The sequence below is a fragment of the Sphingomonas sp. Leaf23 genome (genome assembly GCF_001421585.1).
Taxonomy (GTDB): Bacteria; Pseudomonadota; Alphaproteobacteria; order Sphingomonadales; family Sphingomonadaceae; genus Sphingomonas.
The window spans coordinates 185487-210451 of sequence record NZ_LMKR01000005.1 but is presented as its reverse complement, the minus strand read 5'-3'; the positions used below and the strand labels follow the sequence as shown (position 1 = coordinate 210451).

Annotated in this window: 19 protein-coding genes; 14 read left to right on the top strand and 5 right to left on the bottom strand. The window is 67.1% G+C overall.

Features of this window, described 5'->3' with window-relative positions; genetic code table 11:
* Position 1 precedes the first annotated feature (1 nt).
* From ASE67_RS15465 to ASE67_RS15425, 9 genes are all read left to right on the top strand, one after another.
* Positions 2–349, top strand: a complete 348-nt coding sequence (locus ASE67_RS15465) for a hypothetical protein (protein ID WP_055763430.1) — start codon at positions 2–4, stop codon at positions 347–349.
* A gap of 2 nt (positions 350–351) precedes the next feature.
* Positions 352–1131 carry an SMP-30/gluconolactonase/LRE family protein gene (locus tag ASE67_RS15460; protein WP_162236354.1) on the top strand — a complete coding sequence of 260 codons (780 nt, stop codon included), beginning with the start codon at positions 352–354 and terminating at the stop codon, positions 1129–1131.
* Positions 1128–2393 (top strand): MFS transporter, encoded by a 1266-nt coding sequence (locus ASE67_RS15455; RefSeq protein ID WP_055763425.1) that lies wholly within the window; start codon positions 1128–1130, stop codon positions 2391–2393. Before ASE67_RS15460 ends, ASE67_RS15455 begins: the two co-directional genes overlap by 4 nt.
* Positions 2390–3145, top strand: a complete 756-nt coding sequence (locus ASE67_RS15450; protein ID WP_055763423.1) for an SDR family NAD(P)-dependent oxidoreductase — start codon at positions 2390–2392, stop codon at positions 3143–3145. Before ASE67_RS15455 ends, ASE67_RS15450 begins: the two co-directional genes overlap by 4 nt.
* A 205-nt stretch (positions 3146–3350) precedes the next feature.
* Positions 3351–5984 (top strand): TonB-dependent receptor, encoded by a 2634-nt coding sequence (locus ASE67_RS15445; protein WP_162236353.1) that lies wholly within the window; start codon positions 3351–3353, stop codon positions 5982–5984.
* 32 nt (positions 5985–6016) lie between these two features.
* Positions 6017–6754 (top strand): DUF1868 domain-containing protein, encoded by a 738-nt coding sequence (locus ASE67_RS15440; RefSeq protein ID WP_200922242.1) that lies wholly within the window; start codon positions 6017–6019, stop codon positions 6752–6754.
* Entirely contained in the window at positions 6751–7461 is a 711-nt protein-coding gene (locus tag ASE67_RS18800; protein WP_082457182.1) for an acid phosphatase, read from the top strand. Before ASE67_RS15440 ends, ASE67_RS18800 begins: the two co-directional genes overlap by 4 nt.
* A 4-nt stretch (positions 7462–7465) precedes the next feature.
* Entirely contained in the window at positions 7466–8743 is a 1278-nt protein-coding gene (locus ASE67_RS15430; protein ID WP_055763415.1) for an MFS transporter, read from the top strand.
* A 45-nt stretch (positions 8744–8788) separates the two neighbouring features.
* Positions 8789–9955, top strand: a complete 1167-nt coding sequence (locus tag ASE67_RS15425; protein WP_082457181.1) for an ROK family transcriptional regulator — start codon at positions 8789–8791, stop codon at positions 9953–9955.
* A gap of 67 nt (positions 9956–10022) precedes the next feature.
* On the opposite strand, the gene ASE67_RS15420 is transcribed toward ASE67_RS15425, so the two are convergent.
* Positions 10023–10967 carry a 3-keto-disaccharide hydrolase gene (locus tag ASE67_RS15420; RefSeq protein ID WP_235511935.1) on the bottom strand — a complete coding sequence of 315 codons (945 nt, stop codon included), beginning with the start codon at positions 10965–10967 and terminating at the stop codon, positions 10023–10025.
* A 101-nt stretch (positions 10968–11068) separates the two neighbouring features.
* Positions 11069–12973: a beta-L-arabinofuranosidase domain-containing protein gene (locus ASE67_RS15415; protein WP_055763411.1), complete on the bottom strand. Its 1905-nt coding sequence runs from the start codon at positions 12971–12973 to the stop codon at positions 11069–11071.
* 221 nt (positions 12974–13194) lie between these two features.
* On the opposite strand from ASE67_RS15415, the gene ASE67_RS15410 reads away from it, so the two are divergent.
* The 5 genes from ASE67_RS15410 to ASE67_RS15390 are packed head-to-tail and all read left to right on the top strand — an operon-like array spanning position 13195 to position 20442.
* Complete coding sequence (locus ASE67_RS15410) at positions 13195–14586, top strand: SWIM zinc finger family protein (protein ID WP_055763409.1); 1392 nt, start codon at positions 13195–13197, stop codon at positions 14584–14586.
* Positions 14579–15991 (top strand): DUF5691 domain-containing protein, encoded by a 1413-nt coding sequence (locus ASE67_RS15405; protein WP_055763407.1) that lies wholly within the window; start codon positions 14579–14581, stop codon positions 15989–15991. The genes ASE67_RS15410 and ASE67_RS15405 overlap by 8 nt, the downstream gene beginning before the upstream one ends.
* The gene (locus ASE67_RS15400) at positions 15988–17067 is read left to right on the top strand and encodes an AAA family ATPase (protein ID WP_055763405.1); all 1080 of its coding nucleotides are present in this window, start codon (positions 15988–15990) and stop codon (positions 17065–17067) included. Before ASE67_RS15405 ends, ASE67_RS15400 begins: the two co-directional genes overlap by 4 nt.
* Before the next feature lie 4 nt (positions 17068–17071).
* Positions 17072–19276, top strand: a complete 2205-nt coding sequence (locus tag ASE67_RS15395) for a DUF5682 family protein (RefSeq protein ID WP_055763403.1) — start codon at positions 17072–17074, stop codon at positions 19274–19276.
* The gene (locus tag ASE67_RS15390) at positions 19273–20442 is read left to right on the top strand and encodes a VWA domain-containing protein (RefSeq protein ID WP_055763401.1); all 1170 of its coding nucleotides are present in this window, start codon (positions 19273–19275) and stop codon (positions 20440–20442) included. Before ASE67_RS15395 ends, ASE67_RS15390 begins: the two co-directional genes overlap by 4 nt.
* Positions 20443–20450: 8 nt before the next feature.
* Here the strand turns inward: ASE67_RS15390 and ASE67_RS15385 are convergent, their stop codons facing one another.
* The 3 genes from ASE67_RS15385 to ASE67_RS15375 are packed head-to-tail and all read right to left on the bottom strand — an operon-like array spanning position 20451 to position 24808.
* The gene (locus tag ASE67_RS15385) at positions 20451–20819 is read right to left on the bottom strand and encodes a response regulator (protein WP_055763400.1); all 369 of its coding nucleotides are present in this window, start codon (positions 20817–20819) and stop codon (positions 20451–20453) included.
* Positions 20812–24258 carry a CheR family methyltransferase gene (locus tag ASE67_RS15380; protein WP_055763398.1) on the bottom strand — a complete coding sequence of 1149 codons (3447 nt, stop codon included), beginning with the start codon at positions 24256–24258 and terminating at the stop codon, positions 20812–20814. The genes ASE67_RS15385 and ASE67_RS15380 overlap by 8 nt, the downstream gene beginning before the upstream one ends.
* Positions 24251–24808, bottom strand: a complete 558-nt coding sequence (locus ASE67_RS15375) for a PAS domain-containing protein (protein ID WP_055763396.1) — start codon at positions 24806–24808, stop codon at positions 24251–24253. Before ASE67_RS15375 ends, ASE67_RS15380 begins: the two co-directional genes overlap by 8 nt.
* Positions 24809–24965 lie beyond the last annotated feature (157 nt).

Genomic DNA, 24965 nt, shown 5'->3' with positions numbered 1-24965 from the left:
CATGCTGCGCGAAACTTCGACGATCGTCGTCGCTCGAAACGAACGCTGGGAAGGGGTCTGTGCTACCGAGCCCGTCGAATGCGGTTGGGCGACGGAAGCGATCTTCTTCCTTCGACGACTGGACGCCCGGTCACACCAGAACACGCCCTCTTCTCTTCCGGAAGTGCATGTCGAGATTTCGCCGGACGGCATGCACTGGCTACCGGAAGGAACGACGGGCCACCTACCGGCAGATACCGACGCGACCACCGCCATGCGGGTGCGGCATTTCGGCAACTGGCTGCGAGTGGTCAGCGAAGTGGCGGCCGGGGATAGCTGCCTCGTCCTGGTGACGCTGCATCTCAAATGACGATGATCGATACGCTCGTCGGGGGCCTCTCCTTTCCAGAGGGGCCGGCGGTCGCGTCGGATGGCGCCGTCTGGATCAGCGAGCTGCGGGCAGGTGCGATCCTCCGGATCGGTCGCGATCTGGTGATAACCCGCTACGCGACGGGAGGATCACCCAACGGACTGGCGCACGCCCCGGATGGCACCGTCTGGTTCTGTGACCAGGTCACGAATGCCGTCCGGCGACTGACCCCGGCAAGCGGTGAGATCAGCACGATCCTCGACCGCATCGATGGCGAAGCGCTTGCGGCGCCGAACGATCTTGCATTCGGCCTCGAAGGCGACGTCTTCTTCACCTGCCCCGGCCAATCCCGACAAGACCCAACCGGCTATGTCTGCCGGCTGGACTCCGCCGGTGCGGCGGTCAAGATCGCGGACGGGCTGTTGTTCCCGAACGGCATCTGCCTGTCGCCCGATGGTCGCAATATCTACGTCGCCGAGACATATGGCTGTCGGGTCCTTGTCGGGGAAAGGAACGGCACCTCCCCGATAAGGCTGGAGCCCCTGTTCGAAACGCCTGGTCCGATCGGAGCAGATGGTGTCGCCCTACTCCCCGACGGAACCGTGGCGACCTGCGTGTACGGATCGGGACTGATCAGGCTCTACGATCCGGCTGCGCGAACGATCAACGACATCGCCCTGCCCGATCGCCATCCCGCCGGCATCGCGACCGATCCGCTTGGCTACTGGCCGCTCATCGTGACCGGAACCGCAACGGGTGTCCTGCTTGGAGTCACGCTATGATGCATCACGATCAGCAGACCAAGGCGTCCTCCATCCGAGGGTGGGAGGTCGTTGCCCTGCTATGGGTAGCCTTCTTCCTGAATCAGGGCGATCGTCAGATCTTCGGCGTCACGCTGTCCCTGATCAGGTCCGAGTTCGGGCTCAGCGACCTGCAGATGGGACTGATCGCGACGACCTTCTCGGTAGTCTTCGGCTTGGCGGTACCCGTCGCCGGGGTACTGGGCGACCGCGGACGACGCGAACGGGTCGTGATCGCCAGCCTTCTCGTATTCAGCCTGGGTACGCTGCTCACCGGTCAAGCCGTCGGACTGCTTTCGCTTCTGGTCTTTCGCGGCATCGCGACCGGGATGGGGGAAGCGCTATACGCGCCGGCAGCAAACACCCTGATCGCTCAGCATCACACGCAGACGAGAACCAGGGCACTCGCGCTCCACCAGACCGCGAACTACACGGGCGTGGTGCTGGGCAGCCTCTTCGCGGGATGGATTGCCGACAAGTATGGCTGGCGCATGAGCTTCGTCACGTTCGGTGTCATCGGCTTGGCATGGGCCGGCGTCATCGCGCTGCGGGTACGGCGTCTCGGCACCCCTGCACTCAGGGAACGGCCTCACCCGGCCGAAGGCGAAAGCGCACTCGCGAGCTCGCTCGCCGGGCTTCGGCTGGTCCTGTCGACGCCGGCGCTACTGGTGCAGGCAATAGGGTTCAGCGGCCTGGTGTTTGTTCTGGTTGGATACCTCACCTGGATGCCGACGATCCTGACCGAACGGTTCGGGCTGTCATTGGCGAAAGCCGGGTTCGAGGCGGTGTTTCTCCATCACCTGCTGGGATATGGGGGACTGCTCGCGGCGGGTTGGGCGAGCGACCGCTGGCTTACCCGACGTCCCAAGGGCCGGCTCATGCTGATGGGACTCGCATTGATGCTCGCCGCACCGTGGATCTGGCTGTCCGGGCATGGTGGAAGCGAAAGTGTCGTCTACCTGTCTTTGGGAATCTTCGGGCTCATCCGGGGCGTCTATGATGCCAACCTGTACGCGGCGATTTTCGATCATGTGCCTGATCGACAGCGCGCGACGGTAACCAGTTGGATCGTGGCATTCGCCTACGTGGTGGCCGCCATAGCCCCCACTGCGATGGGCGCATTGAAGCAGGATCACGGCGTCGCCGCCGGCATGACCCTGCTCGCCATCGTGGCGGCGGTCAGCGGCCTCGTCATGTTCGCGACAATGCTTCTGCATGCCCGTAACGCCGGAGATGGCAAATGACCGAACAGGATCTCAAAGGGCGCGTAGCCCTTGTGACCGGGTCCACCGCGGGCATCGGTCGCGCCGTCGCCGAGGAACTCGGGCGGCGGGGGGCGTCGCTCGTCTGCCATGGAGTCGATGCGGTCCGGCGCGCTTCCGTGATGCAGGCGTGGACGGAGCAAGGCTGGCCCGTCATCGCCTGTGACACCGATCTCTCGCGTGCCAATGCGGGTACGGAGCTGGTGCGGCAGGTAACCGTCGGACTGGGCCCGATCGACATCCTCGTCCTCAATGCATCGCTCGAACTGCCTGAGCGGCTTGAGAATCTGTCGGAGGCGGCCATCCTGAAACAGTTCGCGGTAAATATGACGGCCAGCTTGGACATGCTGCGCGCGTGTCTGCCGAACATGCGCGAACGAGGTTGGGGTCGTGTCGTCGCCATGGGATCGGTTCAGGAGGAGAGGCCCAACGCCAGCCATCTGTTCTACAACGCGACCAAGGCGGGACTGACGAGCGTCATCCTGAACCTCGCGCGCCACGACGCGGCCCCCAGCGTGACCCTGAACGTCGTACGGCCGGGCGCCATTCTGACGGACCGCAACCGGCAACGGCTGGAAGACCCCGCATATGAGCAGGCGGTCCTCGAACGCATACCGGCGGGCCGCATCGGGACGCCGGAGGACTGCGTCGGCATTGTTTCGCTACTATGTTCGGAAGCAGGCGCGTACATGAACGGCGCAGTCGTCGCGATCGACGGAGGCTTGCGTCTGTAGGAATCCGACGGGGCGGACGGAATGAAGCGAAATCGGTTTTCGGGATAGCGGATCGCGAGCGTGCAGCAGCCCGCACGGCGAATGACACGTAGCCGCTCCCAAGAAAATTCTGCTCGCGCCTCTGCCTCGATCAAAAAGTCCATGTCATACTATTGAAATAGTAACGTACCATAAGTTAGTCTCTCCCAAACATAAGGAGGGGATGATGATTCGGACCTATCGCCGGGCGCTGTTGCTTGGTTCGACGCTGCTCATGATGACGAACGTGCAGGCTGCATGGGCACAGAAATCACAGGCACAGGAGCCTGCCACGGCACCGGACGCTGGCGACATCGTCGTCACGGGCGTGCGCGCATCGAACCAGAAGGCTGTTCGCATCAAGCGGGCATCCGAACAGATCATCGACACCGTGTCGGCAAGCGAAATCGGTCAGCTTCCTGACTTCAACGCCGGAGACGCGTTGAAGCGGGTCACCGGCGTCAACACGCTCCTGTACCAGGGCGAACCACGGTTCGTGATCGTCCGCGGGTTCAACCAGACCTATAACGACCTGCTGATCGATGGCTTCAGCCTCGCGTCGACAGACATAAACCTGGGGCAGAGCAGCGCCGGCGGGCGGCAGATTTCGATGGAGGTGCTCCCGTCGAACCTCGCTTCCCACATCGACGTCATCAAATCGGCCCTGCCATCCAACGATGCCAATTTCATCGGCGGCCTCACAAACTTCGCGACCGCCAGCGCCTTCGATTTCCGCGACACCACGCTCACCGCGTCGGTCAAGGGTGGCGCGGCGCTCGATGACAAGAAGAACGGTGGCAATCATTTCGGCGGCCAGGCCGAAGCTGCCGGCGCCACCCGGTTCGGCGCGGATCGTCAGTTCGGCCTCTACCTGTCCGCCACCTACTGGAAGCGGCAGATCAACGTGCCGCAGGTCGAAACGGGCGGCACCCGCAACTGGTACACGGCGGCTGGCGTACTGACGACGCCCTATGGTGGAACGGGCTTTGCGGTCCCTTCGCAGCGGCTCTACTATAATTACCAGAACGAACGCGAACGGCTCGGCTTCCAAGGCCGTTTCGACTGGAAGCCCGCTGACGGCCTGTCGGCCTTTATCAGCGCCTATCATTTCGACCAGAGCGAACGATCGTTCCGCAACGACCTGAACGCGGCCGTGCAATCCTCGGCCACCGTGTCCAACCAGACGGCCACGAGCGGGACCCTGTCGAACGTCACGCAGACCGCGCAGCTGGGCCGGTACCGCTGGCAGCGAAACGTGACCGGCGTGTACGGCCGCGCCGATGCCGAGCTGAGCGATCGCTGGCGTACGGACGTGGGGGCAAGCTGGTCGCGTAGCCGGGTCGAGAACCCACAGACCGTCGACGCGTTTGCGCAGACCCGTCTCCAATACACCTATGACACCAGCGCCGACGTTCCGCGGTTCACCCCGGTCAACGCAACCGCCGCAGCCAACCAGGCCCTGTATCCCGCCACGCTCCACCGCGAGGAACGATACCGGCTGGGCGAGGACCGCTACGACCTGCAGGCGAACCTTGGCTACAACGCCCGCACGGACGACCGCGGGTTCGGCGCGATCGCGGGCGCTCGCTTCACCGTCATTCGGCAGGACGTGAGCCTTGCCCGGACGAACTATACCGGTCTGCGCTACACGCTGGCCGATGCAGCAAGCGGCACGCTGTGCGGCTTCCTCTGCGACACTGCGATCCCGACCATCGCCCCCTCCAAAGTCGACAGCCTTTTCGGAACGGCACGCGCCGCTGCCACGGCAACGATCGATGTGGCGGCACAGGCCGGTGGCACCTACGCGACGCGCGAAGACGTTGCCGCCGGGTTTCTGCAAGCGCAGTTCCGTAGCGACGCCATCTTCGTCGCAGGCGGATTGCGCGTCGAACACACCAAAGCCGGCTCGAGCAGCACGCAGGCGACGAACGGGATCTACTCCCCGGTTTCCGCAGACAACAGTTACACGAACGTCCTGCCGTCGATATCGGCCGTCATCAGCACCAGCGACAACAGCAAGCTGCGTGCCGGCGCCAGCATGACGGTCAGCCGTCCAAGCTTCGGTGCATCGTCGCTGCGTGGCGGGGTGCTGAACACGATCAGCAATCCCCCGTCGCTCACGACGGGCAATCCCGATCTGAAGCCGCGACGGGCGACCAACCTGGACATCGGCCACGACTGGTACATCGACGGCGGACGCGGGATCATCTCGATCGCTGCGTATTACAAATGGATCAAGGACGACATCTTCACCTTCGGCACGCTGGAGACGCTGCCCAACGTATCCGTGCCCGTTCTGGTGACTCAGGCGCGCAACACCGACCGCACGGTGCGGGCTTACGGCGTCGAACTCGGGGCGTCCTACGATCTCACCTTCCTGCCAGCGCCACTGGACGGCTTCGGCGTGAGTGCGAACGCGTCATTCGGACGGGCCTATTTCCCGATCACGCTGTCCGACCAGTCCGTGCGGGTTTTCAATAACCTGCCCAACCAGCCTGCGCGAATCTTCAACGCGGCCCTGTCGTACGACAAGGCGCAGGTCCATGGTCGCCTGGCCTGGAACCATCTGAGCCAGTTGTGGGACGATCGCTTTCCCAACTTCACGCCCACCGGCTTCTACGCCAACCGCTTCCAGCAGCCGACCGACAACGTGGACCTGCAGCTTTCCTACGACGTCACCCCGAACGTGACCGTCAGCTTCGACGCGTTGAACCTTACGAAGCAGGGGATCGAGCAGCGGTACGGTCGCGATCAGGAACTGCTCCAATCGACGTGGAAGCTGCCGCGGCAGGTCCTTGTTGGCGCGAAGGTGAAGCTATGACGACGCGGAGAACGATGTTGAAGGGAACCGGATTGGCGTTCGCGGGACTGGTGGCATCGCGCGCAGCAGCGTCCGATCGCCGGCCGCCGGATGTCGGCCGCAAATTTGCGGCCGATGGCAGCGTGCTGCCGTTCGAGGGCAATACGATCATCTGCCACGTCCCCCAGCAGGGAAACGGGTCACAGGCCTTCGACGCGCTGCTCGACGTGTACCGGGCGCTGCCCGGTGAACCCTGGGCGCGCAAGATGACCGCGCTGCCCCCGTCCAGCTACCATATGACGATCTTCGGCGGTGCGAACGACAAGGCCCGACGCTATCCGTACTGGCCGGCGGGCATGCCGCTCGACACGCCGATCGCGGAATGCGACCGGATACTGGGCGAGCGATTGCGGACGTTTCGCCTCGGGGAGGACGCCGCTCCGTACCGGATGCGCGTCAATATGGACGAACCGCCGGCGAACGAGACCCCCCTGACCGTCCGGCTGCTACCGGCAGACCAGGGCATGGAGACCCGCCTCCGACGGTTGCGCGACCGATTGGCCGAGGTGACCGGCATCCGGGAACCGGATCATGATCGCTACCGGTTCCACATCACGCTGGGATATCAGTTCGCCGCGCTCACGCCGGACGAGGAACGCGCCTGGCGGCAATCGCTTGCAGGCTGGAAGGCGATGATCGCACGGCGATCGCCAATCATCGAACTCGGCAATCCCGAATATTGCATTCTGAAGGACATGTTCGCGTTCAAGCGGGAGTTCTATCTGTCATGAGGGCCATCATCCGCAGAACGGCACCGATTATCTGCGCGGTCACCATGATCGGTGCCGCACCGGCTTCGGCACCCGACCGATATCTGGCGGGGCCAGGCATCGATCTTCTTCGGTTCCTGCCGCCGCCGCCCGCTCCGGGTTCGCCCCTCGAGGATCGCGATCGCGCCACGTTTCGGGCGGGACGCCCTGCGGTCGACAGCGCCCGCTGGCAAATGGCGACGGGGGACGTCGATGAAGGTACGGCCGCGATGTTGAGCGACTATTCCGAAGCGGTCGGCATGCCGCTGACGATGCAACGGTACCCTGCCCTGACCCGGCTGCTCATCGCGATGCGTCCGGACGTCGCCGCGGCGGTGAACGCGGTGAAACCCGTCTATGCCCGGAAACGTCCGTTCCTGCGGGATGACGGGCCGGTATGCGAAGACAAGGTCCAGCTGTCGCATAGCTTCGACTATCCCTCGGGACATACCAGCTGGGGAACCACGGTAGCGCTGGTTCTTGCCGAGCTGCGTCCGGATCGTGCCGCTGCCATCCTGCAGCGTGGCTACGAATATGGTAACAGCCGTGTCATCTGCGGAGCGCACAGCGTAAGCGCGGTGGAAGCCGGACGACAGGCGGCGGCAGCGATCGTGGCGGTACTGCACGGTTCGGCACGGTTCAGAGCTGATGTAGAGGCGGCCCGTCGAGAACTCGCCCCCGCCCGATAGGGGTGTGATCTTGCAGAAATGCCGTGCCAGTCCCGTCGCTTCGTCCGGCACGATTTCAGCTAAGGGAACACCCGTCTGGTCCTACGGCTTCGCGCACGGCGGCAAGACGCTGTTCTGGACCGTGAGCGATCTCTACTTCGCATTCTTCATGACAGAGGTGTGCGGCCTGCCTCCACTCCACACCGGAATGGTCGTTGGCGGTTCCCTCCTGTTCGCGGCCGTGGCGGACCTCGCCCTCGTTCGACTGCTGAGCACGAGCATGGCAGGTCGCGATCCAATCCGGCTTCAGCTCGTGGGCGCCGTCGCCAGCGCCGGTGCGCTCATGCTGTTCGCCTCTATCGCCTTTCTACCCCTGCCGTTTCGACTGGCCGGCGCCGTACTGACGTTGCTCGGCTTTCGGGCCACCTACGCGTTCGTCGACGTGCCGCAGAATGCGTTGCTCTCGCTCGCGGCAGTGGATGATCTTGAACGCCGTCGACTGACGATGTCACGAAACGTCGCGGGTGGAGCCGCGCGCGTTCTGCTCGCCTTCGCCTTCGTTCCGATCATGGCGCGACAGGCACCGGCCGAAAGCGCCTCCTTGTTCCTGTCTTTGGTGATCGCGCTCTCTGTCCTGATGATCGCCGGGGCTTCGTTCCTCACGCGCTCCGTCGGCGCCCGTCCTCAGCGCGCCGGTTCGCCGGTCCGCGATCGCAGGCCCCTCGAAGGGGTCTGGACCTTGACCGCGATGATGGGCGTGATGACGCTGGCAACGACGGTCTTCGGTCAGCTCGAACCCTATCTGGCATCATACGGAATGGGCGGCCGTCTGTCGGCGACCGCCTTCATGGGATTGGTTGCGGTCGGTGGCGCGGCGTCGCAGCCCGGGTGGCTGAAGGCCAGCTCGCGCCTGACGGCATCTACACTGCTCGGCATCTCGATGGCGGTCATGCTCGCCGGAAGCTCGGCCTTGATCCTGCTCGACCGGACCTCCTTGCCAGGCGCGCTCGTCATCGCGCTGCTGTACGGCATCGGCTCCGGCGGAGTTCTCTTCACATTATGGTCGGGCATCGCAGGCCGAGCATCCGAAGGAAACGCCCTTGCCGTGCTGGGCCGATTTACCGCGTTCGCCAAGACCGCCCAGGGAATAGCGGTCCTCTTGGTCGGTGCAGCCCTCGACACCCGGATCGATCGCACCGATGGTCAAATGGTGTCGTCGCTGATGGTGGTGGCGACGGTCATCGGCGTGATCGTCGTGACCGGCCTGTTGGTCATCCGGCGTGGACAGCTGTTCCGGACTTGAACATAAGGACGTCCAGCAGGGGATGACCGCAGTTCGGAGAAAGCATTGACCGACCAGGGTCGTTCGTCGGAGCCGCGTTTCGGACACGCGGTCTGGCACCATAACAGGTTCCGGCCCCTCAGCGCCAATGAACGGGAACTACTCGGCACGGTCCGCCGGGATGCGCCTGTCTCTCGGGCCGAACTGGCGCGTCGCTCCGGCCTCGCGCTCCCGACGGTCAGCCGCCTCGTCGATCAGATGATGCGCGACGGTCTTCTGATCGCAGAAGACAAGGTGATGATGAGCAGGACGGGCCAGCCCAGTCTTCCGTTATCGCTCGCGCCACATGCAGCCTATGCATTCGGGGTCGCGGTTCGCGCGGACATGATGACCGTCGATCTGGTCCATTTGTCGGGAAGCGTCGTCGCGTCGCTGGCCGCACCGACGGTGGGGGCCTCCCGGACGGATGTGGTGGAATCGATCGCCTCGTTGATCGATCGGCTTGTCGAAGCGGGCGACGTGCCCCCCGATCGCATCTGCGGCCTGGGCCTTGCGCTGCCCGGCTTCTTCATCCGCGATCCGGAACGGATCAATGCTCCCCTCGGGATGGAGGATTGGGCCGTTGCCGACCTGAAGCACGACCTCGAACGCTCGCTCGGGCTGGAGATCATTCTGGACAACGACGGCAACGCCGCCGCGCTGGGCGAGTATCTCTATGGCCATGGCACGGACTATTCCGACTTCGCCTATCTCTACGTCGATGCCGGCCTTGGGGGCGGTCTCGTTCAGAACGGACGGCTCGTGCGCGGCGCTCGCGGCAACGCGGGCGAGTTCACCGGCCTCCTGCCGCCCGCGATGCGACCTGACAGGCCGACACTGACCTCCCTGCGATCGATGCTTGCCGACGACGGCCTGACCTATGACATCCTTGCCGAGATGCTCGACGAGATGGATCTGAATGCCGCTGCGATCGAGCGATGGCTGGATCGCTCCGTTGCTGCGACCGAAGCGATCATATCCGCTATCGGTGCAGTCGCCGATCCCGACGCGATCGTGATCGGCGGACGTCTCCCCGCGGCACTGGGGGAAAGGTTGGCGGCGCGACTGACCTACTACAGCGTACCGGTGCGCGGACGCGATCGAGCCTTCCCCACCCTGGTCGCATCCCGGGTCAATGGCGATGCTGCGGCACTGGGCGCGAGCGCCCTGTGTTTCAACCTGAGCCTCCTTTAGGAACCCGATCGGTTCAACGCCCTCCGGTTCGTCCAGACGGCTGGCGGGGAACGTGCCGTCCGTCGCGCTACTTCGTTCCTGCCGTGACAATGCGGGGCAGCGTGCGGATCGGCTCCACGGTGATCTGGCGGAACCATGTCTCCGCCCCCTCGGACTGCAGCTGGATCTGACCGTGCGTCAGCGGGCGGCGCACGCCGTCGGCGTCGATCGTCGCCAGGTCGCGTACATCGGCCACGGGAACGCCGTTGACGACATGCACCGCACGGTCGCCGACGACGTACAGGTCGAGCGTGTTCCACTGCCCGACCGGACGTTCGGCATCGCTCGCCACCTCGACGTTCCAGGTCGGCGTTCCGTTCACGAGGTCGACCTCCCGTCCGCCCAGCCGGTACCGGAGATGCGGCGCGATTATCGACGGGTCGAAGGCGACGTCGGTATGTCCGCGAACCTTGCCCCCGACCGCCACGATCATGCCGGTCGATCCGCCCATGATCTCGAATTCGACCGAGGGGCGCCAGGTCCCGAACACCTCCCCCGGAACGCCGTGGGTGTGATAGAGCAGGCCGTTGTTGCGCGGCAGCGTCTCGCGCGGTGCCCAGGTCCTGGCGCCCCATTTGAACTGCAGCCGCAGGTGATAGTCGCGCAGGTCCGCCCGGTGGACCAGGCTGCCCCAGGTCTGCCCCTTCACCCACAGGGCCGGTGCGCCATCGACGACGCGCACCGCGAAATCGCCGGTGGTGGGACGCCCCGTCCCGATCGGCCTGACCGCCGGATCGGCGCGATAGGTCATGGCGGGGTCGGCATAGCCCAGCCACGCGCTCCAGCCATCGAGGCTGCGCCCGTCGAACAGCGCCACCGCCTTGCCCACCGGTTTGGGAATGTCGACCAGCTCCAGCCGCTGTCGCGCCGTGACGGGCGCCCCGGCGATCGCCCGCGCCTGCTCGTTCGACTCCTGCGCCATCGCATCGCCCGCCAGCAGCGCGAAGACCGTCAGCATCACCGTGCCGCGCATATCCATTCCCTCCCCATATGCCGCCTAATCAGCGGCTTAGGGCGTGAGCCTAGCGTGTTATCGCTATCACGGGAATGCAATTCGCGCGGTCGATGGTCGGATCAGGCAGGGGCCGCCGGCGCGACGTCCCAGTAGGTCGCGTACCGCTCATGCGCGATCCGGTGATAGGGGATCAGGCGGATCGGTGCGCCCTGCGCCGATGCGATCGTGAATTCGAGCGGCCGGCCGGTCGCGCGGACACTGCGCGCCAGCGCCTCCGGATCGCCGCGCAGACGGGGCGCGGTGAAGGGCGTGTCGTTATACGCGCCATAGCGCCGTTCGCTGACGATGATATCGGCACCAGGGGCCAGCCCCTCGCGTCCCAGCGCACCGGCCAGCACCAGCGGCCCATAGGTGAAGGCGACGATGGTCGACGACGCCGGCAACGGCACCGCCGCGACCGTCATCTCCATCCGCAGCTCGACCCGATCGCCATCGCGCCACACCCGCGTCAGATCGAGATACCGGCCCGGCAGGTCCGAGCGCGCGACCTCCGCCCCGTTGACCAGCACCGTCGCGCTCCGGCTCCACCCAGGATGCCGCAGCTTGAGCGTCGCCGATGTCGGCCGCTTCGATCGCCACTGGAGGGTGGTCGTGCCCTGTTCGGGAAAGCGCGTCACCTGCGTCAGCACGGCATCCTTCGCCCGCCAGCGCACCGCCGACGGCACGAACAGGTTCACGTACAGCGCCGACGCATCGTGGAAATAGATCGAGTCGCGATACTTGACATGGTTCTCCATGCCGGTCCCGGTGCAGCACCAGAAGCTGTCCTCCGGCGTGTGGTACAGCTTCATATATCCCGGCCGCGCACCCTGGAAATAAGTCGCCATGCCGCTGTCAGGGTCCTGCGATGCGAGGATGCCGTTATACAGCGTGCGTTCGTAATAATCGGCATAGTCGACGCGCGGATCGTGCAGGAACAGCGCGCGGGTGAGCTTCAGCATGTTGTGCTGGCCGCAGGTCTCCGATCCCTTCGCGCTGAACACATGCGCGGGCGTGTCGGCGACTGCAAAGAAATGCTCGCCATCGCCATGCCCACCGGTCGCGAACGAGCGCGTTTCCACCACCGTCCGCCAGAAGAACGCCGCCGCGTCGCGATAGGCTGCGTCGCCGGTCGCTTCGTACACCCGCTGGAACCCGACGATCTTGGGCACCTGCGTATTGGCGTGCAGTCCGTCAAGATGGTCGCGCGCCTGCGACAGCGGCACCAACACCGCCTTGTGCGAAAATCGCTGGGCCAGCGTGCGATACTCGTCGTTGCCGGTCATGCCGTACAGATCGGCATAGACCTCGTTCATGCCGCCATGTTCGGTCGCCAGCATCGCTTCGAACGCGGTATCCGACAGCGGACGACAGGCCGCGACGCCCCAATCGGCCAACCGCAACAACACCGCGCGCGCGGCGGCGCTGTCGGCCAGCACCACCGCATCGCGCAGGCCGGCATAGACCTTGTGCAGCGTGTACCACGGCACGCCGGTAATCGGATCGCCGCGCAGATGCGTCGCGATCAACGCCGCCCCCTTGGGAAATGCGCAGACCAGCCCGCTGCCCGCCGCCGCCTGACACGCGGCAAGCTCGGCGGCGATATATTGGATGCGCGTGCGGTAGCGGGCATCACCGGTCGCGCGACCGGCCAGCGCGCAGGCGGACAGATAATGGCCGAGCGTATGGCCATGGCAGTTGATCTCGTCCCACGCCGCTTCCGATTCCCAACCGCCATAGACCGGCGCCTTGGGGGGCAGCCCGGCATTGACCCGGAAATTGTGCAGCATCCGATCGGGTTGCAGCGACAGGAGATACGCCTCGGTCTTGCGCTGGGCGTGGAGGAACGGCCCTTCGCCCAGCGTCACATCGGCCATGTCGAACGGCTGCAGCCTCGCCACCGGCTGCCCCGCCACCGCCGGTTGCGCCGCATGCGCCGATGCCGGAAACGGTAGCGCCAGCCCCGCTGTCAGCGCGCCGGTCATCAGGACGTCGCGGCGCGAATGGCATGCGCAGCCATGGTCGTGGGTCAAGCATCTTCTCCCCGAACGCGGCGCAGCGCCGTCTTCTGTGGACCGGACGCTACCACCGGAACGGCGCCCGACGCCATGCCCCTGTCGACCATGATACGCCGACGATCCGAAGCGCATTGAGCTTTCGGCGGCACGCCGTATCATCGCCGCCGAAGCAACGGGTCGGGGATTGCGTGGCGATCGATGTGACGGCGGTGGAACAGCTCGCCACCGATCAGGCCTCGCTCAAGGCGGCGGCGGGGCTGGCGAAGCCGGGCAAATGGTCGGGACTGGGGTCCAGCCACGACGCCGCGCTGATCTGGGGTGAGTGTGCCGGATCGGGCGCACACCCGTACCGCGTGACCGCCGACCTGCGCGACCTGGGGAGCAAATGCACCTGCCCGTCGCGCAAATTCCCTTGCAAGCATGCCCTCGCCCTGCTGTGGATGCACGCAGAGGCCATCCTGCCCTTCCCCGCCGCCGACACCCCCGACTGGGTGGTCGAATGGCTCGGGCGCAGGCGACCGGCCAGCGGTGCGCCACAGCCCGCCCCGGTAGCGAGCGGCGTGCCCGGCCCGTCGGCAAAGGATCTGGGGGCCGCGCGGGAGCCGGAGCCTGCCGAAGACCCCACGGCCGCCGGCAGGCGCGAAGCCGCCAACGCCAGGCGCGCCGACGACACCGACCGTGCGATCCTCGGCGCGCTGGAGGCGCTGGAGCAATGGATCGGCGATCAGCTCCGGCTGGGCCTTGCCGGGTTCATCGACGATGCGACCGCGCGCTGTCGCCGGATCGGCGCGCGGCTGGTCGATGGCAAGGCGGCGGCACTGGCGGGGCATGTCGACGAACTGCCCGCGCGGATATGGGCGCTGCCCCCCGGCGACCGGGTACGCGGAGCGACCGTCGAGCTGGCGCGGCTGGTGATGCTGGCCCGCGCGTTTCGCGCCGCCCCCCGCGATGCCGAATTGCGCCGCGCGGTCGCCGCCGCCGAACGGCGCGAGGCATTGCTCGACGATCCGGCGGCGCTGCGCATCACCGCGACGTGGGACGTGCTGGCCGAACAGGTGCGGACCCGCCGCGACGGGCTGATCGCGCAGACGACATGGCTGCTCAACCTGGGCGACGGCCCGCGCTTTGCCATGTTGCTCGATTTCTTTCCCGCCAGCACCGGGCGGCGCGGATCGGCGTTCGTGCCCGGCGAGCAATTCGTCGGCGACATCCTCTTCTACCCCGCGCGCGCGCCGCTGCGCGCACTGCTGGTCCGGCGAGAGGCCGGCGCGATCGACGGCCCGCCGCACGATTGGCCCCGCCCCGCCGCACCGCTGGCGGAGCTGCTGACCACGCCCTTCCTCGCCGAACCATGGGCGGCCGAACGCCCGGTGCTGCTGCCGCCCGGCCGCGTCGGCATCGACCAAGCGGGCGCGCCGTGGTGGCAACCGCACGGCGGCACGACGCCCCTGCCGCTGGCGGGCGAAGCCACGGGGCTTATGACCGGCACCGACCTGACCTGCACCGCCGCGCTCTGGTCGGCGCATCGGCTGGAGATTTTGGCGGCGCAGAGCGCATGGGGACGGATCGGCCATGGCTGACGCGATCCTGCACAACCTCACCCCCGTGCTGACCCGCTGGACGATGGGCGGCAGCGCGGTGCGCCATGCCCCGCCCGCTTGGCGCGATACGCTGGGCGATGCTCCCGAAGAGGCCGAGCTGCGGCTGCTCGCACTGTCCGGCCAGTTTGTGGGCACGCAGGTGATCGCCGAGCCGGCGGGGGCGGTGCAGCCGGCGGGCGATATCCCGGTGCTGGCCCGTCCGCCGCTGCCCGAGCTGTTCCGCCCCAGCGCGCGCCGCCTGCTCCGGTCGGTGCGCGCGCCGGATACGCGCCGCCACCTGCTCGATTTCCTCGACCGGCGCGGCTGGACGCTGCATCCCGGCGACTGGATGCCGCGCGCCGACGACGACGTGCCGCCGGTCTATGCGCCGTGGCAGGATTGGGCGGCCATGGCGGCGACTTCGACCGACGCGGCGGAACTGACGGACGAAACCTGGGACGACTTCGGTCCCGCCGCGCGTCTGGCCGCGCTGATCGACCTGCGCGGGCATGATCCCGCCGCCGCCAGCGCGTTACTGCTCCAGAGAATCGCGGGCGAACCCGCCGATCATCGGATGCGCCTGCTCCAGACGCTGGTGCCGGGCCTGTCCGACGCGGATCGCCCCCTCCTCGACCTGCTCGCATCGGCCGACCGCGCGCCGCGCGTGCGGGCGCTCGCCACGGCGTATATCGAGGGGCTGGACGGCAGAACGTCCGATCGGGAGGAGGAAGACGCGGCGACGCTGGCGGCGTTCTTCGCCGTCCAGACCAGGGGGCTGTTGCGCCGCACCCGCATCCTCGAACCGCTGCCGCCGGAGAACATCGTCTATCGCAACCGCCGCACCGACCTGTTCGGTGCCGTGCCGGTCGATGGCTTCGCCCGCGCGCTGAAGCTGGCGGCGATCGATCTAGTCGCGATCTGGCCATGGGGTAGCGACGCGTTGCTCGACCGGGGCTTTACGCAGATGCTGGCGCGCTCCGGCACCGCGCCGGTCGTTGCCGCCGCCGCCGACACGCTGACGCTGGCCAAGACGATCGACCGCGACGTGCTGGGGATGCTGCTGCCGCGCCTCACCCCGGCGCAGCGGCAGCAGGCGGCCGAACGGCTGATCCGCGCCAACGGCGCCACCTTCGATATGGTGCGGGCCATCGCGGGCGGTGACGGCGCGATCGACGATGCGATCCACATGCCCGCCGGTATCGCGCTGCTAAATGCGCTGGCGGCGGGCGATGCCGGGCCGGGCGATCACGCCGGTGAGTTGCTGGCGCTGGGCCTCGTCGCCTCGCGCCCGGCGGCGGCGCAGGCGCTCGACCGGCTGGTGGCGGTCGGGATGATCGCGTCCGACCCGCGCCTCGACATGCTGCGGCTGAACGCCGCGCTCGACCACAGGAGACCGACCGAATGAGCGAGACGCTGCGCCTCCCCGCCGAAGCGACCTATGCCGCCGAGCTGGCCGTACTGGCGGTCGACGATACCGACCGCCGCCCGCCCGGCTGGGCGTTGTCGCCCAAACGCGTCGTCACCTATCTAATGGGCGGCACCGCGCCCGGCGGCAGTGCGATCAGCCCCAAATATGTCGGCGACCGCCGCCTGATCGAAACGGCGGTGGCGACACTCGCCACCGATCGCGCACTGTTGTTGCTGGGCGTGCCGGGCACCGCCAAGTCGTGGGTGTCCGAACACCTCGCCGCCGCGATCACCGGCGATTCGACGATGGTCATCCAGTGCACGGCGGGCACCGACGAAAACCAGGTCCGTTATGGCTGGAACTATGCGCAGCTGCTGGCGCACGGGCCGAGCCGCGCGGCGCTGGTCCCCACCCCGCTGCTGCGCGCGATGGAGACGGGCAAATTGTGCCGTCTGGAGGAACTGACCCGGATGGGGTCGGACGTGCAGGACACGCTGATTACCGTCCTGTCCGAAAAGATGATGCCGATTCCTGAACTGAACGATGCGATCTATGCGCAGCGCGGCTTCAACGTCATCGCCACCGCCAACAACCGCGACAAGGGCGTGAACGAACTGAGCTCCGCGCTGAAGCGGCGCTTCAACGTCGTCATGCTCCCCCTGCCCGACAGCGCCGACGAGGAAGTGGCGATCATCGTCAGGCGCGTCGGCGAAATGGCGCACAGCCTCGACCTGCCCGCGCCCAGAAACGTCGCCGACGAAATCGCGCGCGTCGTCGCGATCTTCCGCGAACTGCGCTCCGGCGCGACCGAGGATGGCAAGGTCGCGCTGAAGTCCCCCTCGGGTGGCCTCTCCACCGCCGAGGCGATCGGCGTGATGGTCGGCGGGATCAGCCAGGCGACCTTCTTCAACGACGGGCACCTGACCCCCGCGATGCTCGCCGCCAACATGATCGGCGCGGTGGTGAAGGACCCGGTGCAGGACAAGGCGGTGCTGGGCGAATATCTGGAGATGGTGCTGAAGAAAAGGCGCGGCTATGAAGGCTATTATGCCGCGCTGAGCGAACTGATCTGACCCGGTGGCGGCAGCGGTCTCGCTCTTCGGCATCCGCCATCACGGCCCCGGCTCGGCGCGGCGGCTGGTCGATGCGCTGGATGCGCTGCGGCCCCACACGGTGCTGATCGAGGGGCCGGCGGATGCGTCGCACCTGCTGCCGATGCTCGCCGACCCGGCGATGGCAACGCCGGTCGCGCTGCTGACCTATGCCGAGGACGATCCCGCCCGCGCCACCTTCTTTCCCTTCGCCGACTATTCCCCCGAATACCAGGCCACCCGCTGGGCGGTGGCGCACGGGGCGACGCTGCGCTTCATCGACCTGCCCGCCAGCGACCGGCTGGGCGAGGACGAACAGGCTGGCCGCGACGAGGACCCGATCGCCTATGATCCCGTCGGCATTCTCGCCACGGCGGCGGGCTATGCCGATGGCGAAAGCTGGTGGGCCGACGTCATCGAGGAGAACCCCGCCTCCACCTCCGTGTTCGCCGCCGTCGCCGAGGCGATGACCGCGCTGCGCAGCGAAGCCGGCCCCTTGTCCGCGCGCGAGGCGGCGCGGGAGGCGCATATGCGGATCGAGATCGCCCGCGCGGCCAAGGACAGCGACGGGCCGGTCGCGGTGGTCTGCGGCGCGTGGCATGTCCCCGCCTTGGCTGCGAAGAGCAGTCTGGCCGCCGATCGCGCCCTGCTGAAAGGGCGGCCAAAGGCGAAGATCAAGGCGACCTGGGCACCCTGGACTGCCCCCCGCCTCGCCCGCGCGAGTGGGTATGGCGCCGGCGTGGTCGCGCCCGGCTGGTGCGCGCATCTGTGGGACACACGCCATGGCAGTGACCGCGACGCCATCTGGCTCGCCCGGATCGCGCGGGTGATGCGCGATCGTGGCCATATGGTCTCCACCGCCTCGGTGATCGAGGCGCAGCGGCTGGGCCATGCGCTCGCCGCCCTGCGCGACCGCCCGCACCCGGGGTTCGAGGAATTGCGCGAGGCCGCCATCGCCTGCCTGTGCCATGGCGAACCTGCGCGCTGGGACGATATCGCCGCCGAGCTGCTGGTCGGATCGGCAGTCGGCGTCATCCCCGCCGACACGCCGCTCGCCCCGCTGCTGGAGGATTTGCAGCGCCAGCAAAAGGCGACGCGGCTAAAACCCGAGGCGCTGGAGCGCCCCCTCACGGTCGACCTGCGCAGTGACAGTGGGCTGGCGCGCTCCACGCTGCTCCACCGGCTGCACGTGCTCGACGTGCCGTGGGGCGAGCTGACCGACGCCGGGCGCACTCGCGGCACCTTCCGCGAAAACTGGATTCTCGCCTGGAACCCGGAATTCGCGGTGCGGCTGGTCGAGAACCTCGTCCACGGCTCGACCACCGCCGACGCCGCCGCCGGAAAGCTGGCCGAAGCGATGGCGGCGGAGCCCGATCTTGGTGAACTGGCGACGCGGGTGCGCAGCGCCATGATCGCCGATCTGCCCGCCGCGATCACGACCGGCATCGCGCTGCTGGAGCGGCGCGCAGCACTGACCAGCGACGCGCAATCGCTGCTCGCCGCGCTGCCGCCGATGGCCGATATCCTGCGCTATGGCGAGGCACGCAGCGGCACGGCGCGGCCGCTCGGCGACCTGATGCCGCGCATCGTGGTGCAGGCGGCGCTGACCTTTCCCTATGCCGCGCGCAATCTGGATGCCGAGGCGGCGGGGGCCTTACGCGCCGCGATCCTGGCAGCGGAGCGTGCGATCCAGCTGGCGCAGCTCGATGCAGAGGTTATCGCGACATGGCACGACGCGCTGGCCCGGCTGTTCGACGACGATCAGGCGACGCGGCTGATCGCGGGCACCGCCGCGCGATTGCTGTACGAGGCGGAAAAGCTAGCCGCCGACGCCGCCGCCACGCTGCTGGCCCGGATGCTGTCGCCGGGCACGCCGGTCGCAGAAGCCGCGGGTTTCTTCGAGGGGTTTCTGGAGGGCGCGGGCGATCGGCTAATCCACGACGCGACGCTGCGGCAGGCAGTCGATGCATGGCTGACGACGCTGGACGAGGAGACCTTCATCGCCAGCCTGCCCTTGTTCCGGCGCGTCTTTTCCGCGCTCGACCGCAGCGAACGGCGGCGGTTGATGGACGCCGCGCTCGACCGATCCGACACGGGCGCGCGGGGGTACACCGTGCTGGCGGGCGCAGAGACATACTGGCCGGCGCATGAAGCGCGCGTCCTAGCGCTGATGACGGGAGGCACGCGATGAGCGACGACGAACGCGAACGCCGCTGGACGCTCGCGCTGGGCGTGGACGATGGCGAAGGCACGGCCCCGCTCTCCGACAGCGACCGCCGCATGAGCAAGGCGCTGTCCGCGCTCTACGGCGAGGGCGAGCCGGAGAAGAAGGGTCGCGGCGGGCTCGGCCAATCCGCGCCGCGCGTCGCCAAATGGCTGGGCGACATCCGCGACTTCTTCCCCGCCAGCGTCGTGCAGGTGGTTCAGAAGGACGCGTTCGAGCGCAAGGGCCTGCGCCAGATGCTGCTGGAGCCCGAATTCCTCGCCACCGTCGAGGCGGACGTGAACCTCGTCGCCGATCTGGTCGCGCTGCGCGGGGTCATGCCCGAAAAGACGAAGGACACCGCGCGCGCCGTCATCACCAGGGTTGTCGCCGAGCTGATGGCACGGCTGGAGGCTCGCACGGCGGACGCGATCCGGGGCGCGCTCGACCGCGCGCGGCGGACCCATCGCCCGCGTTTCGCCGATATCGACTGGCCGCGCACGATCCGCGCGAACCTCGCCCACTACCAGCACGCGCACCGCACCATCGTCCCCGAACGCCTGATCGGCTTCCTGCGCCAGCAACGGCGGATCGTCGATCTGGACGAGGTGATCCTGTGCGTCGACCAGTCGGGATCGATGGCCAGTTCGGTGGTCTATGCCTCGATCTTCGCCGCGGTCATGGCCTCGCTGCCGGTCGTCGCGACCAAGCTGGTCTGTTTCGACACCGCGATCGTTGACCTGACCGAAGAACTCACCGATCCGGTCGAGGTGCTGTTCGGTATCCAGCTGGGCGGCGGCACCGATATCGATCAGGCCGTCGCCTATTGCGAGGATCGGATCGAGCGGCCGGGCAAGGCGCATCTGATACTCATCACCGACCTGTACGAAGGCGGCGATGCGCGGGCGCTGGTCGACCGGCTGGCGCGGCTGGCGGTGTCGGGAGTCAATGTCATCGTGCTACTGGCACTGACCGACACCGGTCGCCCGTCCTATGACCCACACCTCGCCGCGCAGGTGGCGGCGCTGGGCATCCCCGTCTTCGCCTGCACCCCCGACCAATTTCCCGAGCTGATGGCGACCGCGCTACGCCGCGAGGATGTGCATGGCTGTGCCGCCGACCGCGATATCAAGCTGGTGCGCGCGGAGGGTTAACCCGCCGCTTACCCGCCGTTCAGCGCTGCGCAGCGGCGGATCGCCTCCGACAGCGCTTCGGGAGCGCTCGGCTTGGGACACACCATCGCGCGGGGATAGCGTTGCCGCAGGTCGGCATCGTCGGCGTGCCCCGAATGAAAGATCAGCGGGACCCCGGCAGCGTGCAGCCGGTCGGCCGCCGGGAACACCGTCCCATCGGCCAACCGCACGTCCAGCACGGCGGCGGCAAAGGCCGCGTTGTGACGCTCGACCGCCTCCTGCGCCTCGACCAGCGTCATGCACGGTCCCTCGACCGCGAAGCCCGCCGCCTCGATGGTGGCCTGCACGTCCAGCGCGATGAACAGCTCGTCCTCGACGAGCAATACGGGATCAGTCACGCAGCAACACGCCAGCCGGAAGCCGCACTTCCATCCGCAACTGCCCGTCCGCCATTCCGGCGGTCATCGTCCCGCGCAACTGCCGAACGCTGGTTTCGACCAGCACCGATCCGAACCCACGCTTGCCCAGCAACAGATCGCCCGTATCCTTCGCATCCTCGGTCCATGTCAGCACGATCCCGTCTTCCCCGACCTGCCAGCATACCCGCAGGCCCCGTTCCCCATCGCTGCCCAGCGCACCATATTTGATCGAATTGGTTGCCCATTCGTGGAGAATGAGCGCCAAAGGCGACAGACAGCTTCTGTCCAGTGCAACGACCGGACCATCGATTTCGATCCGTGCGTGGTCGCGATAGGGAGCCAGCGTGGTGGCGACGATATCGTCCAGCCCGACCGCATGGGGCTGTCCGGCGGGCGACGCCAGCGAATGCGCCGATCCGAGCGCGGCGATCCGGCGGCGGATATCGTCGGCAAAGGTGCGCAGGTCGTCGTGCGACCGCGCCGCCATGGTAATCATCCCGGCGATCACCGCGAACAGGTTCTTCACCCGGTGGTTCATCTCGCGCAGCATCAACTCGCGCGTTTCGGCCAGTGCATATTCGGGCGTCACGTCGATCGACACGCCGACCAGGCGCTGCGGCGCGCTGCCCCCGACGACCCGGCCAAAGCCCTTTACCCAGCGCGTCTGCCCGTCGCTGCGGCACACGCGGAACGTCGACTCATAATCGCCGCTGCGTTCGATCACGCGACGCAGCGCCGCCTCGACCTTTGGCAGATCGTCGGCGTCGATCCGGCCGAGCAGGTCCTCGATCCGGGGCGTCGCGTCCGACGCCACCTCGAACAGCTGCCGTTCGGCCGGGTCGAGCACCAGCTCGCCATTTTCCGGGCAATATTCCCAGACCCCGATTCCCGCCGCCTTGATCGCCAGGTCGAGCCGTTCGCGCTCCGCCGCCAGTTGCCGCTCCAGCGCCAGCGCGTCGGTAATCTCGGTCAGCACCAGCGTCGCGCCGTCGACCTCGCCGGTCTGGGTGCGATAGGGCAGTACCCGGAGCGAAAAGACATGCTCGCCATCGCTGGTCCGCACCCGGCGCTGCACCGGCGATGCCCCGCCCGCGACGGCGCGTGCATCCGCCAGATGCGCCGCGTCCTCCAGCCGGTTGGCGACATCGGTCAGCGGGCGACCGCGATCGGTGGCCTTCAGTGGAAAGATGCGGGTCGCGGCGTCGGTGTAGCTGCGCACCTTCAGGTCGGCATCGAGCACCACGACCGCCAGTTCGGTCGATTCATAGAAATTGCGCAGGTCGGAATTGGCGACGGTCAGCTGGTCGACCTTGCTCTTCAGCTCGTCATTGACCGTCGACAGTTCCTCGTTGGTCGATTGAAGCTCCTCGTTCATCGACATCATTTCTTCGTTGGAGCTCTTCAGCTCCTCATTCGCCGTCTCCAGCTCCTCGATCGCCGAGCGCAGCCGGTGGCGGGTCAGGCGCAGCTCGTCCTCCAGCGATTCCAGATGGTCGTCGCTGGGTTCGAGGTCCTGCAGTTCGCCGGGATCGGATGGCACGAACGGGCCGGTATCGCGGAACACGAACAGCAAGGTGCCGTCGCCCAGCGGGTCGCAGATCACCTCGACCGGCTGGGTGCCGTAGTCGGTTTCGACCGCGACATCACGCGCGATCACCCGGCGGCGCTCGTCGCGCGCCTGTCGCAGCAACGGCCCGACGACGTTGCGCAGACCCGGCCGGGCGAGGTTCACCGCGCTGCTGCCGCCGGTACGCGTCACCGGAAATTCGAAATAGCGGCTGAGCTTGCCATAAGCGGAGATGATACCGCCATCCTGGTCGACGATCAGGCTGGGCGGGGCATAGCGTTCGACGACGCGCCGGGTCGCCAGCGCCTCGCTGCCCAGCGCCGCCGTGTCGCCGCGCGCATCCCGCTCGCGCCGGGCCAGCGGCTGACGCTGACTGCCGGGCAGGTCGATCGGATAGCTGGGTGCGCCGGGGCCGCGTTCGAACAGGCGGGCCTGCTGGTCGACGGACAGGAACAGATGCTCGAACCGCCCGACGCTTTCCGATGTGCCGAGGAACAGGAAACCGCCGGGGCGCAGCGCGTAATGGAACAGCGGCAACACCGCCTGCTGCAACCGGTCGTCGAAATAGATCAGCAGGTTGCGGCACGATACCAGGTCGAGCCGCGAAAAGGGCGGGTCCTTGACCAGGCTGTGGCTGGAAAAGCGGATCATGTCGCGGATTGGGGCGGCGATGGTGAACCGCTCGGCATGGGGCACGGTATAGCGTTCGCGTAAGTGCGCCGGCACGTCGGCCATCGCCGCGGCGGGATAACTGCCCTCGCGCGCGATCCCCAGCATCTGTTCGTCGATATCGGTTGCGAAAATCTGCACCGCCAGCGGTGACCCCGATTTGCGCGCCGCCTCGGCGAACAGCATCGCGATGGTATAGGCTTCCTCCCCGCTCGAACAGCCGGGCACCCATACGCGGATATCCTCGTCCGCCGGGCGATCCGCCATCAACGGCTCGACCACCCGCGTCCGCAGTGCTTCGAACGCATCGGCATCGCGGAAGAAGCGCGTGACGTTGATGAGCAGGTCGCGGAACAGCGCCTCGCACTCGCCCGCGTCGCTGCGGATGCGCGCCAGATAGGCACGCCCGGTATCGATGCCCAGCACATGCATCCGCCGTTCGACCCGGCGGACCAATGTCGAGCGCTTGTAGCCCGAAAAATCATGGCCGATGGCGGTGCGCAGCACGCGGCACATTTCATCGACATGATCGGCGACGACATTCGCCTCCGGCTCGATCGGGTCGGAACCGCGCCGGCCAAAGAAGGCCTGAAGGCAATGGAGGATTTCGCCCGGCGGCTTCACGAAATCGATCATGCCGGTGCCGACCGCCGACAGCGGCATGCCGTCATAGCGCGCGCTTTCGGGCTGCTGCACGACGCAGACGCCGCCATTTTCCTTGATCGCGCGCAGGCCGGTGGTGCCGTCGGCGCCGGTCCCCGACAGGATGACGCAGGCGGCATTCGCCTGCTGGTCGCCAGCCAGCGACAGGAAAAAATCGTCGATCGGCCGGCGGAGCCCGCGCGGCTGCTGAAAATCGGTCAGCTCCAGCACGCCGTCGCGAATGGCAAGGCCGCGACCGGGCGGGATGATATAGACGGTATCGGCCTCGATCCGCTCGCCACCCGAGCTTTGCAGCACGGCGAGCGTAGTATTGCGGTCGAGCAGCTGCGCCAGCATGCTTTCGTGGTTCGGGTCGAGATGCTGGACCACGACGAAGGCTAGGCCGGTCGGCCGCTTGGCGGGCGCAAGCATTTCGCGCAGCGCCTCCAGCCCCCCGGCCGACGCCCCGATGCCGACCACCGGAACGCTGGCGGGCGACGCCGGCATGGCCTCCGCCTTGGTCGAGACGACATCATGCATCGGGGGTGCCCTCGAGATCGGCGAGCATCATCTTTGCCTGCGCCACGATCGCCGCGCTGTTGGCAATGGTCATCAAGGTGCCCTCGACCACGATCCCCGCATCGTCGGCGATGGGGACCAGCCGGCCGAGCGTGGCGGCAAGCTGTGCGTTATAATCGGCCAGCATTTCGGGCTGCGACCGGCTGACGTCGAACTGCGATGCGAAGATATAGCGGGTCCGCCCATCGATCGAGTTCAGCCGCGACATGTAGAGCAGGTTGACGAACGGGCTGCCGTCCTTGCGGAAATTCACGATCGGCGTGCGCACATTGGGCTGGTTCGGCCGGGACAAGAACTCGCGCAGCCGCGCGCGCGGTTCGGCATTGACCGCATCGCGTTGCAACATCCGGCAATTCCGGCCGACGACATCCTCGGGCTCGAACCCGGTCAGGCGGCTGAACGGCGGGTTCACCAACACCAGATGGTTGTCGCCCTCTGCCGCTGCCAGGGCAAGCGCGACACGCGACTGCTCAAAATATTCGACAATCGCTTTGGGCAGGTCCGACGGCACGCAAATTCCGATCTCTAAATCAACGACCCGATTACGCGCAAAATCGGCAGAATCACAAGCCGCCCGCCCCGATAAGTTGGGACCCGCATCCGCCGTGCAAGACTGCCGTTGTACCTCAGCAGGACAGATCGCGAAGCAGTCGCCGGGCGACCGGCAA